Source organism: Aminobacter sp. BE322, from assembly GCF_050433525.1.
Taxonomy (GTDB): Bacteria; Pseudomonadota; Alphaproteobacteria; order Rhizobiales; family Rhizobiaceae; genus Aminobacter.
Window position 1 is genome coordinate 1 of record NZ_JBNPXB010000039.1, and the last position, 12,721, is coordinate 12,721.

11 protein-coding genes are annotated in these 12,721 nt (G+C 67.1%); 1 reads left to right on the forward strand and 10 read right to left on the reverse strand.

Translation table 11 applies throughout. The annotated features are described in order from the left end of the window. Positions 1-237: 237 nt before the first annotated feature. Genes J2X50_RS24650 through J2X50_RS24670 form a run of 5 tightly spaced genes read right to left on the reverse strand, consistent with a single transcriptional unit; the run spans position 238 to position 4,925 of the window. Positions 238-1,647 (reverse strand): dihydrolipoyl dehydrogenase family protein, encoded by a 1,410-nt coding sequence (locus J2X50_RS24650; RefSeq protein WP_246670937.1) that lies wholly within the window; start codon positions 1,645-1,647, stop codon positions 238-240. Further along, positions 1,632-3,935, reverse strand: coding sequence for a bifunctional organomercurial lyase/mercury(II) reductase MerBA (merBA, locus tag J2X50_RS24655; protein ID WP_012112815.1), 2,304 nt, complete (start codon positions 3,933-3,935; stop codon positions 1,632-1,634). Before merBA ends, J2X50_RS24650 begins: the two co-directional genes overlap by 16 nt. After that, positions 3,932-4,180, reverse strand: a complete 249-nt coding sequence (locus J2X50_RS24660; RefSeq protein WP_036742955.1) for a hypothetical protein — start codon at positions 4,178-4,180, stop codon at positions 3,932-3,934. Before J2X50_RS24660 ends, merBA begins: the two co-directional genes overlap by 4 nt. Position 4,181: 1 nt before the next feature. Next, the gene (locus J2X50_RS24665) at positions 4,182-4,478 is read right to left on the reverse strand and encodes a heavy-metal-associated domain-containing protein (protein WP_012112816.1); all 297 of its coding nucleotides are present in this window, start codon (positions 4,476-4,478) and stop codon (positions 4,182-4,184) included. Between the two features lie 21 nt (positions 4,479-4,499). Further along, positions 4,500-4,925: a mercuric transporter MerT family protein gene (locus J2X50_RS24670; RefSeq protein WP_039194744.1), complete on the reverse strand. Its 426-nt coding sequence runs from the start codon at positions 4,923-4,925 to the stop codon at positions 4,500-4,502. Positions 4,926-5,011: 86 nt separating this feature from the next. On the opposite strand from J2X50_RS24670, the gene J2X50_RS24675 reads away from it, so the two are divergent. Then, positions 5,012-5,440: a MerR family transcriptional regulator gene (locus J2X50_RS24675; RefSeq protein WP_012112818.1), complete on the forward strand. Its 429-nt coding sequence runs from the start codon at positions 5,012-5,014 to the stop codon at positions 5,438-5,440. 16 nt (positions 5,441-5,456) lie between these two features. On the opposite strand, the gene J2X50_RS24680 is transcribed toward J2X50_RS24675, so the two are convergent. The 5 genes from J2X50_RS24680 to J2X50_RS24700 form a co-directional block, all read right to left on the reverse strand. After that, positions 5,457-6,383: an ArdC family protein gene (locus tag J2X50_RS24680; protein ID WP_012112819.1), complete on the reverse strand. Its 927-nt coding sequence runs from the start codon at positions 6,381-6,383 to the stop codon at positions 5,457-5,459. A 216-nt stretch (positions 6,384-6,599) separates the two neighbouring features. Further along, entirely contained in the window at positions 6,600-7,040 is a 441-nt protein-coding gene (locus tag J2X50_RS24685; protein ID WP_012112820.1) for a hypothetical protein, read from the reverse strand. Beyond that, a complete protein-coding gene (locus J2X50_RS24690; RefSeq protein ID WP_012112821.1) occupies positions 7,037-9,202 on the reverse strand; it encodes a hypothetical protein in 2,166 nt (721 codons plus the stop codon). The genes J2X50_RS24685 and J2X50_RS24690 overlap by 4 nt, the downstream gene beginning before the upstream one ends. Beyond that, positions 9,199-11,040 (reverse strand): hypothetical protein, encoded by a 1,842-nt coding sequence (locus J2X50_RS24695; protein ID WP_012112822.1) that lies wholly within the window; start codon positions 11,038-11,040, stop codon positions 9,199-9,201. Before J2X50_RS24695 ends, J2X50_RS24690 begins: the two co-directional genes overlap by 4 nt. Beyond that, positions 11,037-12,494 (reverse strand): tyrosine-type recombinase/integrase, encoded by a 1,458-nt coding sequence (locus J2X50_RS24700; RefSeq protein ID WP_049775853.1) that lies wholly within the window; start codon positions 12,492-12,494, stop codon positions 11,037-11,039. Before J2X50_RS24700 ends, J2X50_RS24695 begins: the two co-directional genes overlap by 4 nt. Between the last annotated feature and the right edge of the window lie 227 nt (positions 12,495-12,721).

Here is a 12,721-nt window from a genome sequence, read left to right on the forward strand (position 1 = left end):
GCGACTTATCTGAACAGTCAAGCTGTCTCAGCGGACTTTCATCAGCCGAAACCAGCCGATCTGGCGGCGTTGCGCGGTTTTAGAACGGGTGAGACACTCGGGAGTATCTGGAGGGCTGCTCTTCGCATTGCGGTTCGTGGTTTTTACGACTGCTCAGCGAACCGAATGCGACTGGTGAAGGGATTTCTTTCGTGCAGACTGCTCCGCGGCCGTACCGGTCGACCACCTCACTTACGCTCAAAGCATCTCGCCGATATCTGACGCGCCGCTGGGATATGCGAACATGGTGGTCTTCAACTGCTCTGCCGTCAGCCCTTGCCTGATCGCCAGTGCAAAGATGTTGATCACTTCGTCAGCGTGCGGACCGACAAGATGGGCGCCGAGGATGCGGTCAGTGTCCGCGTCGACCAACGTTTTGAAGCCATACACCGTCTCGGCCTGCTGGCGTGCGGTGAACCAGCCGTCCACGCGCTCGGTCTTTACGCGAACGTTCAGGCCTTTCTCACGCGCCTTGGCTTCGCTCATGCCGACGGCTGCGATCGGCGGGATGGTGAAGGCGACACTCGGAACGCCTGTGTATTCAGGCCTGACCGTGTTGCCGTTGAGCAGGTTCGCCGAGACTACCTTCGCGTCATGGCTTGATACCGGAGTGAGCGGCGGTCCTAGGCCGGCGGCATCACCTGCTGCGTAGACCGCGGGGTTGGAGACGCTTTGCAAAAATCCGTTCAACGCCAGCCGCCCGTTATGGTGCTTTACGCTCCCGGCATCGAGATCGAGCGTCGCGAGCGCCGGCGCCCGACCCGCGGCATGGACGACCAGATCTGCGTCCATATCGAGTTCGCCGTCAGGACAGTCCGCCCGGACGCGATAGCCGTCTGATACCTTCTCAATGGCGGTCACCCCTGCCTGTGTGCGGACATTGATGCCGCGCTCGCTGAACTTGTCCATCAGCCAGCCGACGAGATCGGGGTCGAATTGCTTGAGCATTCGCTTCCCGTGCTGAAGAATTGTGACCTGTGCTCCGGCGCGCGCCGCGATGTGCGAAAACTCGGCCGCGATATAACCGCCGCCGACAAGGACGATGCGTTCAGGCAGGCTCTCCAGTTCCAGGAAGCCTTCATTGGTGATCAGGTGCTGCTCGCCCGGAATGCCGAGCGGCACGGCCTCGGCGCCGGCGGCGATCACGATACGGTCCGCCTCGATCCTCTCTCCTCCGAACTCGAGCGCATTCGGGCCGATAAAGCGAACGTGACCGTGGAAGGCGTGAATCCCTTTGTCGGCAAAGGCTTTCTCACGCTTCTGCGGTACCGGATCGGTGAAGCTGCGCTTGAAGGCCATCAGTCCCGTCCAATCGAGCGTCGCGTCCCCTTCGATTCCACGTCCGCTCATGCGCCAGGCGTGATCAGCCGCCTCGGCGCCGCCGACCATCATCTTCTTCGGATCGCAACCGCGCAAGGCGCAGGTGCCCCCGAAGGGCCGGAAGTCCGCGACGGCGACGCTCCAGCCAGCCGCACGAACCCTGTGTGCTGTTACGATCGCAGCCGTTCCCGTGCCGATGATCGCAAGGTCATATCTCTTCGCCACTAGATCTCCTCCAACATTGTCACGTTCGACATCCGAGCCTTCACGGCTCAGCCGGCGCAGCATGAGAGCTTCGCCACGTCCTTGTCGAAGGCAAGAGCCGCGAGCTTCAGGCCCTCAACGGTGGTGAGATACGGAAAGAGCGTATCCGCGAGGTCGTCGACGGTGAGGCCGTGCCGGATTGCCAGGGCCGCCGTCTGGATGCTGTCGGCTCCCTCCGGTGCGAGGATATGCGCCCCGAGCAGCCGGCCGCTGCCAGCGTCGGCGACGAGCTTGATGAGCCCGCGTGTGTCTCGGGCGGCAATCGCGCGCGGCACCTGGTCGAGACCGATCGTGGAGACACGGACGGCGTGGCCGGCGGTCCGCGCAGCCGCCTCTGTCAGCCCGACGCTCGCCACCTGCGGATCGGTGAAGACGATGGCCGGCATGGCACTGTTGTCGTAGCGCAGGCTGTCGCCGTTGAGGGCGTTCTTCGCCGCGAGCTTGGCACCGTAGGCGGCCATGTAGACGAACTGATCGTGACCGGTGACGTCGCCGGCAGCGTACACGCCCGATCTTGTCGTGCGCATGCGGTCATCGACGAAGATGCCGCCCTTCGGCGAGAGAGCGATCCCATGCTCGGCGAGCCCGAGACCTTCGATATTGGGCGCGCGGCCCGTCGCCACGAGCACCTGATCGGCGTCGATCGTGACGTCCTTGCCGTCGCGATGGACAGTGAGTGCAACACCGTCCGCGGTCTTGCGGATCGTCCGGTACGTGATGCCGGAAATCACCGCGATGCTCTCGTCCATGAAATACCCCGTCAGCGCCGTGCCGATCTCGGGTTCGGCCTCCGGAAGGAGACGCGAGCGGCACACCAGCGTCACCTCGACGCCGGCGCGGGCGAACATCTGGGCGAGTTCGGCCCCGATATAGCCGCCGCCGATCACGAGCAGAGATCGGGGCAGCGCCTCGAGATCAAGCGCCGTCGTGCTCGTCAGGTATGGCACGGTCTCGATGCCTGGGATGACAGGGACGGCCGGTCGCGCGCCGGTCGCGATGATGATCTTGCCGGCTGAGACAAACGTGCCGTCCACCTGGACGCCGCCGTCCACGATGCGCGCCGGCCCTTCGCGATAGGCGATGCCGTTGTAAGCCGGGAGCAGGTCGGCGTACTTGGCCTGACGTAGCTCCGAAACCAGCGCGTCCTTCTGACGGACGGTTCCGCCCCAGTCGGTCAGTTCGGCCTCGGCCGTGATGCCGGCGAAACGTGCCGCGGCTCGGGCATTGTGGAGCGTCTCGGCGGCGCGGATCAGCGTCTTCGACGGCACGCAACCGATATTGACGCAGGTGCCGCCGATGGTGCCGCTGCCGATGAGGGCCACCTGGGCGCCCTGATCGGCTGCCGTGATCGCGGCCGAGAAGCCGGCCGAGCCGGCGCCGATGATGGCAAGGTCGTAGGAACCATTGTTGCGGCCATTCGTGCCAAGGCGCCGATGCGTCACGGGCCTGTCCGGCGATGCCGTATCGCCCGACGATTGAGGCTCACCTTGTGTCTCGGCCGCGTTGTTGCCGTGGCCGGCGATTGTGCCGATTCCGGCAAGGCTGGGCCCGAAGATCGCCCGACCTGCTTCGAGAGCTTCCTCGATCGACAGCCGGAATCCCGGCTCGTCTGCAGGACGCTGCCGGCGCCACGCGGCGAGGTGATCGTCGGAACAGAAGAAGGATGTTGCAGTGCACAGCGAGTTCGCAGCGCATCCGCCTTCGTAATGGACGCTGAGCCATACGACGGCCGTCGTCGGCTCAACGTCGGCCAGAGCCCGGCCCCGTTCCTGCGTGGTGATCCGGACCGGCGCGCCGCAGTGGCGGCAGCGCGAGACGATCGAGATGTCTTGGTCGGTCATAGCGCCGATGCCGAGCGCGTCGACCGCGCACATCGCAGTAAGAGTGCGTCCGTCCAGTGTGACCCGGTGGCCGGTGTCGCGGTCGGTGAAGGGATACGCGCCGACAATCATGTCGCCATCGAGTACGACGAGGTCGCGACGGCGGAGCTCTTCGAGCAGCGCACGGACGGCTTCCTCGCTCAGCCCCGCACGCTTGGCAAGCGCGCTTGGGGTCGGGGCTCGCCCGTGTTCGGCGTAGAGCTGTAGCAACGCAACGCGCACGCGATCCGTGGCCGCCTCGTAGCCGCTCCAGCGGTTGAGCACATGGTCGGAGCCGACCATGGCCAGCAGGGCCTCCTTCACCACGGGTGACGAAACCACCGACCAGTCCGGAAACGTCACACCCGGCCGCACGGCCAAGCTCGGCACCGTTGCGGATGTAGAAACCGTCGCCTTGTCGCGGGACGCGGAGGATGTGCAGCAATCGTTCATGGCTTCAGGCCTTCATTCAGAATCTTCGTGTTGGAACAGACGACCTTTGCACGGCGATGATGGATGCCGCAGGCGACAAGCCCGAGGCCCGCGGCGATCAGGGAAAGCACGACCAGACCCGAACCCGTCAACCACGCGCCGAGGCCGGCCAGCGGCGGGGGCACGGCAAGGAGTGGCGCCGCGCAGCAGATCGCAACGACAATGGCGCCTGCGGCGCCGGTGCGGATCAGGGCGCGGTCATGCATGTCAACTGCCTTGCTCCTGCGTCGGGCGGGCCGGATAGCCGGCATTCATGCTGGCGGCCGCGATGGCATCCGGGGTCGTCTGCGCGTCGTCGAAGGTCACGGTCGCGGTCTTGGCTTCGAACGAGACGGCCACCGTCGAGACCCCGGGGACCGCCGCCATCGAGGTCTTCACGATGTAGGGGCAGGAGGCGCAGGTCATGTTGTCGATGGCGAAGGTGACTGTGCGTTCGGTAGCGAACACGGCAGGCGCGGTCATCACCGACATGATCAAAGCAAGAGCACTCAAACTCTTCTTCATGGGACGGGTCTCCTCTTGGTGTCAGGCGGAAAGCAGCAGCGGGGCGACGTAGTCGAATGCGAAGGCGGCCGCGACGAGCACCGTCGCAAACCAGAGCGCGATCTGGACAATGCGGCTGGGGATCGGGCGCGCGCAGGCAGCATCCTCGGCGCAGGCCCGCCTCGGCTTCCAGTAGACGAGATAGAAGCCGTAGCCGAGAACGCCCGTCGTCCCGGCGACGAAGAGCGGCTTGTAGGGCGCGAGCGCCGTCAGATTGCCGATCCAGGCGCCACCAATGCCTAGGCTAAACAGGATGAGCGGGACGATGCAGCACGAGGAGGCGGCAAGCGCGCCGAGAATGCCGCCGACGGCGACCAGGCGCTGCCGTCCGACTTCGGCTCGGTCCGACGCGAGCACGTCGGTCGTGGCGGACGTCATGCCCGCCGTGCTGGGTCGCGATATATCCATGTCCGATCTCGCTTTCCTTGCCGAAATCCTCATTGCGCAGTACCATGCGGTCTGTAGCAACTACAGGGTCAAGAGGGATTTTTGCGATGCGCGATCACGCTGGCGTGAAGGGCCTGCAGCGGGCTGAGCTCGCCCGGCGGACGGGCAGCAATCTGGAGACTGTGCGCTACTACGAGAAGGTCGGGCTCCTGCCCGAGCCACCGCGCACGGCGGCCGGCTACCGCAGCTACGACACGACGCACGAGCGGCGCCTTCGCTTTGTGCTGCGGGCACGCGAGCTCGGCTTCTCACTCGACGAAATCCGCGAGCTGTTGCGCCTGGTCGACGAACGCGACCAGCCCTGCGCCGAGGCAAGCGCGGTCGCCGCCGCGCATCTCGACGATGTGCGGGCGAAGATCGCTGACCTGAAGCGCATGGAGCGGGTGCTCAAGGACGTCGTCGCGCAATGCGCCGACGGCACGCGGCCGGAATGTCCGCTGATTGAGGCGCTGTTCCGGGAGCGAACTGTCAACTGATCGGGTCGAGGAGCGCCTATGCGGCGCCCCTGACGTCGTTCCGGCAAGCGTTGCCCTGCTGGGCGTGCAGCCAGTCGGCGATCTGCTGCGCCTTGGCTGCGGCGGTGAAGATCGCGCGCTTGTCGGAGCGAAGCACCTCGAGCCAGGAGGCGATATAGCTGGCGTGGTCGGGCCGCGGCTCGACGCTGAGATGGAGGTCGGCGCAGATCATGGCGCTCAGGAGCTCGACCGTGCATTCCTCCATAGCATAGGCGGCCGAGCCGAACCGTCCGGAGAGATCACGGTCGAGGCGATGCCTGGCGCCGGAGGCGTGCCCGCATTCGTGGAGCAGCACGGCGTAATAGGCTGCGGCATCGCGGAAGCAGGCGAAGTCGGGCATCTGCACGTGGTCGGTGGATGGGCGGTAACAGGCCTGCGATCCGCCGTGGCGGATGTCGATGCCGAGCGCTGCGCAGAACCGTTCGGCCCGCTCGATGCGCTCGGCCTCGGGTAGCACCGGTATCTCGGGCGGCGTGTAGCCGTCGACCTGCGCGCAGTTGAAGACCGTGTAGCCGCGGGCGAACATGCGCCGGGCGGGCTCGTCGCGATCCTCGTCGCCGTCCTGTACGTCTGCCTTGCCGTGGCGATCGACGGTCTTCCAGAACACGACGAGGTGCCCGCGCTCGCCCTTGCGGACCTGGGCGCCGAGCGCCTGCCACTGGCGATAGGTGCCCCAGATGCCGGCGGGAAAGCCGGCGGCGTGCGCGGCGGCCCAGAGTGCGATGACGTTGACGCCACGATAGGCCTTGCGCGAGGCGACGTTGACGGGCGTAGTGATGGCCGATCCGTCGTGGTGCCAGGGCATCCGGTACTGGTCGGCGCCGGCCTCGATGGCGGCGATGATCTGGCTGGTGACACGCTCGTAGATGTCGTTCCGGGGCTGGGGTGTGCGATCGGTGGTCATGGCTGCCTCCTGTGTTCGCCCTCTCCGTCGAGGGCGAGGCGGCAGGGGCAGACGCGGGAAGCCGGGCCGTCACACCCTGTTCTCGGTGCTGGTGCGGAACAGGGTTGATGGGCCGGCAGCGTCTGCCACAACCCGAGCCCTGCCTCGACGGGCGAGCACGGGAGGCAGCCATGACCGGCGAGCGGCGCCTGGACCGGTCAGGATGAAGCGCGGCTGTCAGCCGGTGCCGTCCAGAGGCGGACGCCGCAACGGGACGACCCTGGCGTCCACGGATCGAGACAGCTCCGCTCGCAGACCTTCGATGACGGCATCTCGCTCGGCGAGCTGCAACGTCAGCATCTGGATGTGCTGCGCGAGCGTCCGGGTGAGCGCCCGCAGCTCCGCCATCTCGGCACCACGCACGGCGCGTAGTTCCGCTTCCAGAGCATGGATGCGTTCCTTGAGGGCCCTGGGCGACGATCGCCGCAGGCGGGCTTCGGCCGCGCGGAGCTCGGCGAGAAGATCGCCGGCCCGGTTCGCCGTCGCTCGGCTGACGCCGGCCTCGCGCGCCAGGTTGGCGACGGTCAGCGCCCCGTCGGTGCGTTCAGGGCGGCCGTCGAGCAACCGCTTCATGGCAGCCCTTAGCGCCGCTTGGCTCTTCGGCCCGAGCGCGGTCATGCGTCACCGTCCATGAGAGGCGCGATCAGCCGGCACTTGCGCTCGTTGTCCCGCAGGATCGCCGTGCGCTGCAGCGGCGATAGACGCCGGTCGGCCAGAAGCGCTTCGCCCTCGACGATCGAGGCCTGCCACGGTTCGCGGTGCCGGGCGGTCAGGCAGGCGTTCGGGCACCGGTCGGGGCTGCAGCGCGATAGGGCCGGCGCCGTCCGCTCGGCATCTGGCGCGCCGGTGAGGCAGAGCGCGGTCGCTGCATCGAACAGGCAGTCGTTGAGGAAACCGACATGCAGGGTCCGCCCGAGATGGGCAACCATGGTGCGCAGCCGCTTGCGGTCCAAGATCCGGCCGGGAAGATCGCCAAGTTCCTCCTGCACGCGGCCGAACTCGCGTCGCAGTCGCGCAGCACCCGGTCCCGCCGGGCCTTCACGGCGAAGATAGGCCTCGTAATGGGCGACAATGTCGTCGAGCTGGCCGAGTGCACGTTCGCGCTCGATCGCCAAGCGGAAGTCGGCCTGCGCCGATCCGGCATAGCCTTCGAACATGGCGACCGAGGCGTGCTTGTACTGGATCTTGCCGGCGACCGTGCCGAACGGCCGGTTGGCGATGTACCAGGCGATCGTGCGTCGGAGCTGCCGGGTCGTAAACTTCCAAGGCTCGTCGCCGATGCGCGGAATCGCCGGCGCGGCCTCCGAGCGCGTGTCGAGGCCCTCGCGGAAAAGGTTGAGTGTCGGCGTTGCACCCATCCCGAGATGATCGTTGCTCCAGGGCCAGTCCTTCAGCGCCACCCACAAGGATGACAGTTCCTTCTCTCGGCGATTGCGTGCCGAGAGAACCTCCATCACCGCGACGGCGCGAGCGACGGGCTCGATCGTGATCCAGTCGGCCGTGACGCCGCGCGCGCCATGGCGCTTGTACACCGTGCTGCGCAGCCGGTACCGCTCGACCAGGCCGTCGGCGCTGCGCACCGGCGACACGCAACCCGGCTGCATCGCCTGCACCTCGCTGTCGCGCATGCCGGTGAGGTAGGCGCAGACGAGATAGCAGGCGCCCTGCAACATCCGTTCTTCGCGGGCGAGGCTGAGGCCGTCGAAGCGCTCGCGCCATGGCAGTCCGGTGTCCGGATCGATCGAGATCGGCGTATCGAGCCCGCCGATCTCGGTTCCGAGCTCGGCGGCTGCCTTCTCGATCAGTCGTGCAGTCGGCTCGGACTGGCTGATGCGGCCGCTCTGCGGAGCGCCGGCGTGAAGGCGCATCAGATGGAGATTGTAGGGCGGGGTCTCTTCGCCGGTGAGCGGGTCGATGCGGCGGGCCACATTGGGCGCGTGCTCCCAGATCGGCACGCCTCGGCCCATGGCCCGGCGCACGTCGAGCCACTTGGCCACGCGGGCGCGATAGTTCTTGGCCACGGCCCGTCCGGCCCGCGCGTCCCGCGCCATCAATCGGGCGCAGCGGGCTTCGAGAGCGTCAAGCTCGGCCCGCGCCGCGAGGATATCGGGCGCATAGACCTCGACATACTTGAGCGCCCAGCGCAGCATGGCGCCGATGACCGGCTCGGGAATGCGCGGCGTGGCGTTCTCGGCGGGCGCTGGCGGCCGGCCGGCAACGCGGTGCGCCGCACGTCCACGCCACGGCAGGAAACCGATGCCGCCGCCGGTTAGCCATGGCGCCAGGTGATGCAGGTCGATCGGCACCTCGACATACTTCACCGTCTCGTGAGGCGTTCGCCGTCCGCCGTCACGGGCATACGCCAGATAGGCGTCGAGCAGCGCCTGATCGATCCGGCTGAGATCGACGGCGCCAGTCCTTGCGCGGAGGAACGCGGCGAAATGCTGGATGTAGCGCAGCAGGCGGATCGCCGAGGTCGCGCCGCAGGGCGCCCGATATCCCGGCACATGGATGCGCAGGCGGGCGATCACGTACTCCTTCGCCAGCCGCCGCGTGACGGGATCGGCGATGCGGGCGAGGTTCAGCCGGTAATTGCTGTAGCGGGCGTTCACCCGGAAAATGGCGGCGCCCAGGTCCCAAAGATCGTCACCGAAGCGCGGAAGTCGCGTGCGGTCGGCATCGTCCCTGACCGCCACGCCGGCAAGCACGGGCTCGTCGTTGCCATAAATGGCCGAAGGCAGCGACGCGTGCTGCGGCAGCTTGATCGGTGCCGGCATCATGGCGCTCTCGCTTCGGGCGGCAGGTAGAGGAGCGCGGGGTCCGATGACCCAATCCGACGGGCTTCCTCGATCTCGGCGTCGGCGAACCGGGGCAGAATCTGTTCGGCGATGCGTCCGTGAACCCGGCCGAACTTGGCGATCCAGTCGGCTTCGCTCAGCACCTGCCGCTGCGCCCGGATGAAGTTGAGGAAGGCCAGGAGCGCGGGCACCTTGCGGGCGGTGACCACGGCATTGCTGCATTCGAGACACCCCCAGAAGGGGGACGGACAGGCCTCTCCCTCCGAGCCGAACGGGCTGTTGTAGAAGCCGCCGCAACTGGCGAGCCAGACGTCCTGCTCGCCGCCGAACAGCGCCTTGACCGCGGCGGCGCCGACAACGGGAAGGCCGGTCGCCTTGTCGGGATCGGTCTGGACGGCCGCTTCCTCCTCCGACGACAGGACACAGGGGGGGAACGCGGCGTCGAGCGCATCGGTCATGGCGTCGGCAATTGTCGCCTCGTGCAGATGACGAAGCGCGGGAATGTCGGCGTAGTGGTCGGCCGCGACCGCGACAGTGTGGCCGACGGCGAAGCGGTCGAGCTGGCCGCCCGTGCGCCGGTACCATGCCGCCTTATGCGTCTTGCGCAGGCGCGTCAGATTGAGGCGAAGGCGTTGGCCCCGCTCATCAAGGATGCCGTGCCGGCGCGTCCATGAAGCCGCGAGCTCCTTCATGCTGAGCACCCGAGGGGTCAGGCGGCCCCAGGCACAGTGCGCCCAGAGCGTGTCGGCGCCGAGCCGGCTTCTCGCCGGACCGGTCCACTGCAGCGCCTTGCGGATCAAGCCGCCCGGCGTCGAGGAACCGCCGTCGCGCACACGCAGCCGCTTCCACTCGGCGCCGCGCGCCCGACGCTTGCAATACTCGATCTCGACATAGCCGCCCGCCGGGTTCTTCAGGCAGTCCGCTCGCAAGCCCTTGATCGCTTCGATCTCCATGCCGGTGTCGAGCGAGATAAGCACGATGAGCGGCACGAGATCGGCGGCGATGAGATGCCGGCGGCCATGCAGATCGTGGATCAGGCGATCGTTCGGCAGGCCACTCTCGCGGCGGAGCGTGTAGAGTCGCTTGAAGAGAGGGTGCCTGTGCCCGATGACGCCTTCCGCGTCGATCACTTCCATTACCTGTTTGTGGGTTGCTGCCAGCGCCTTGCTCCGATCGGAATCCTCGACCGCCGGAATACGATCGGCCTCGCCCAAGCGGCGGATGATGGCGGCGAGATCGGTGCGCGCCGCCTTCCGCAATGCCGCGGCGACATCATCGCCATAGGCATCGCGCGGCCTGGCGCGCACGCCGGGCCGATCGCTCGTGTACATCAGCCGGCGTGAGGCATCGGGCGGCAGGTGGCTGGGCTCCGCGGCCTCGGCAAGCCGCAGCAGGTTGAGCACCTTGCTCATGCGGTGCAGGCGGTGATTGGGATGCAGGCCGCTCCCCTCCATCCAGGAATCGAAGCCGTCGATGCAGACGGCACTGACGTCGGAGAGACGGGCGACGTGCGATCCGGCGGAATCGAGATAGCGCCAAAATGTCTTGAGCGCATTGGCATAGGCGTAGGCCGTCGAGATCGAGCCGGCCGGACCACCGACCTGGCAGGCGCGCCAGAGCGCGCCGGCAAAGGTCCGCGCCAATGCCTTGCGGCCGGCGAGCATCGTCAGGTCGATCGTCTTGCTGCGATCCGCCAGCGTGACGGTAAAGCGCAGCGATGCGATCGCAGCGGCGGCCTCGCCCTCGGGATCGGGCAGCGCCTCGGGAAAGAGGGCGCGGCGACCCGGCCGCCGCACCGATGGAGCCGCCGCGGCGGTCATGCCGCGCCGCCAGCCGTGTCTTCGGCCCAGCGATCCGCGGCGGCCTCGACCAGCTCCTGCGCCTCGGCGAGGCTGTCGAGATAGATGTAGGTGCTGGTGATACTCGCATGCCCCAGCAGGTGCTGGAGCTTCTGCAGAGGATCGCCGAGAATCCGCCGATAGGCTGCGCCGTGCTGGTCCTGCGGATCGAACACGGATCCGATCTGCTCGCGGATCAGCATGGAGAGCATGTTGACGGCGAAGGTGTGCCGCAGCGTGTGTGGCGTCACCTCGACCTCGATGCCGAAACGGCGGCAGCGGGTGCAGGCCCGCCGAAAGGCAGCTTCCCAAGTCGCCGAGGGCACGGGCTTGCCGCCTTCAGTCAGCCAGAGCAAGGCATGCTGCGCCTGGCCGGGCGTGCCGACCAGCACGCGGCGGCGTTCGCCCAGCGTCAGACGGTCGAGCCGGACACGCTTGCCCGCCGCGTCTGTTGCCTTCCCGTCCTCCAGCATCAGCCAGAGCGGATCGGACACCGAAGGCTCTGAGCGCGCGGCAGAGACCGTGCGCTCGAGATCGACATAGTCGCCGATCAATCTCAGTACCCGGCGGGGAACGCGGATGCGCCGTGGTCGTCCGCCCTTGGCGATCGGACCGGGGAGATCGAACGGCACCGAGCGCGATTCGGGATCGGTCAGGCGCGGCAGCTCACTCAGCAGCAGACTGCCGGCCTCTGTCAGCCGCAGGCCGGTCGTGACGAGAAGCTCGGCAAACAACGCATTGCGCTCGCCGTTGCGGCCGCGCCACGTCGCGTCCTCCGAGCCGTCGGGAAGCCGGCCGCGCAATCCCACCTCGCGGAACAGCAGGTAGCGGCCAAGATCGATGTAACGGGTATCGTGGCGCCGCGCGGCGCGCTCGCGGGCACGGTTCGTCGTCACAGCGAGCACTGCGCGGCTACCGCCGGCCCTGCGAAGGGTGGCGCCGTAGCTGAAGGGCGAGATCGCAATGATTCCTTCCTCGACAGCCCAGCGATAGAGCTTGTCGAGCGCGGCAACGCTCCGGTTCCAGCTCGCAGCCGAGATGCGGTAGGGAGCTGCCGACAGCCGACGCGCCCGGTGAAAGGCCAGGACATCGTCGCGGCCGGCCTGCCAGACCGTCTTGCCGCCGCGCCGTTCGACAAGAAAGCGCGCCCAGACGAGAATGTCGCGGGCGTAGGAGCGCCACGTGTTCGGCGATCGCGCTCCCATAGCAGGACAGGCACGAAAGAACCGGTTGAGAGCGAGATCGTAGCTGCCGTCATCCATCAGGATGAACGGCATGCCGTGAATCAGCCCGGTGCGCTCGACCGCGTCGAGCGCACCGGGCGCGAGGCTCACTGCAAGGTCATCAAGGAAAAGCGGACGCGAAATAGTGTCAAGATCGGTAAAATACAAATGCACGCACGATACCCAAGCGGAGCGCCTTCGGCGCAACTTCATTGTTTAGAATGCGAGGGGTTCCCCTCGCGCTCTCCCGCTCGCCGCGTGGCAGGGGTGCAGGACTTAGCCTGCACCCCATGAACAGCTTGTCGTGCCGCCGCCGCGTCAAGCGTTGTCCTCGCTACGCTGCGGGAACGCTTGACCCGGACGTCTGAAGAGCTTCACCGGAGCCGTGGTGAGGCGCCTCCAATGCATGATTCTGAGACAGGATCACAGAGTCAGGATAA

Excerpts from the sequence above, each read along its gene's own strand:
- J2X50_RS24650 (WP_246670937.1), bottom strand. The coding sequence starts at position 1,647 with ATGCTGCGCCGGCTGAGCCGTGAAGGCTCGGATGTCGAACGTGACAAT.
- merBA (WP_012112815.1), bottom strand. The coding sequence starts at position 3,935 with ATGAACGATTGCTGCACATCCTCCGCGTCCCGCGACAAGGCGACGGTT.
- J2X50_RS24660 (WP_036742955.1), bottom strand. The coding sequence starts at position 4,180 with ATGCATGACCGCGCCCTGATCCGCACCGGCGCCGCAGGCGCCATTGTC.
- J2X50_RS24665 (WP_012112816.1), bottom strand. The coding sequence starts at position 4,478 with ATGAAGAAGAGTTTGAGTGCTCTTGCTTTGATCATGTCGGTGATGACC.
- J2X50_RS24670 (WP_039194744.1), bottom strand. The coding sequence starts at position 4,925 with ATGGATATATCGCGACCCAGCACGGCGGGCATGACGTCCGCCACGACC.
- J2X50_RS24675 (WP_012112818.1), top strand. The coding sequence starts at position 5,012 with ATGCGCGATCACGCTGGCGTGAAGGGCCTGCAGCGGGCTGAGCTCGCC.
- J2X50_RS24680 (WP_012112819.1), bottom strand. The coding sequence starts at position 6,383 with ATGACCACCGATCGCACACCCCAGCCCCGGAACGACATCTACGAGCGT.
- J2X50_RS24685 (WP_012112820.1), bottom strand. The coding sequence starts at position 7,040 with ATGACCGCGCTCGGGCCGAAGAGCCAAGCGGCGCTAAGGGCTGCCATG.
- J2X50_RS24690 (WP_012112821.1), bottom strand. The coding sequence starts at position 9,202 with ATGATGCCGGCACCGATCAAGCTGCCGCAGCACGCGTCGCTGCCTTCG.
- J2X50_RS24695 (WP_012112822.1), bottom strand. The coding sequence starts at position 11,040 with ATGACCGCCGCGGCGGCTCCATCGGTGCGGCGGCCGGGTCGCCGCGCC.
- J2X50_RS24700 (WP_049775853.1), bottom strand. The coding sequence starts at position 12,494 with ATGAAGTTGCGCCGAAGGCGCTCCGCTTGGGTATCGTGCGTGCATTTG.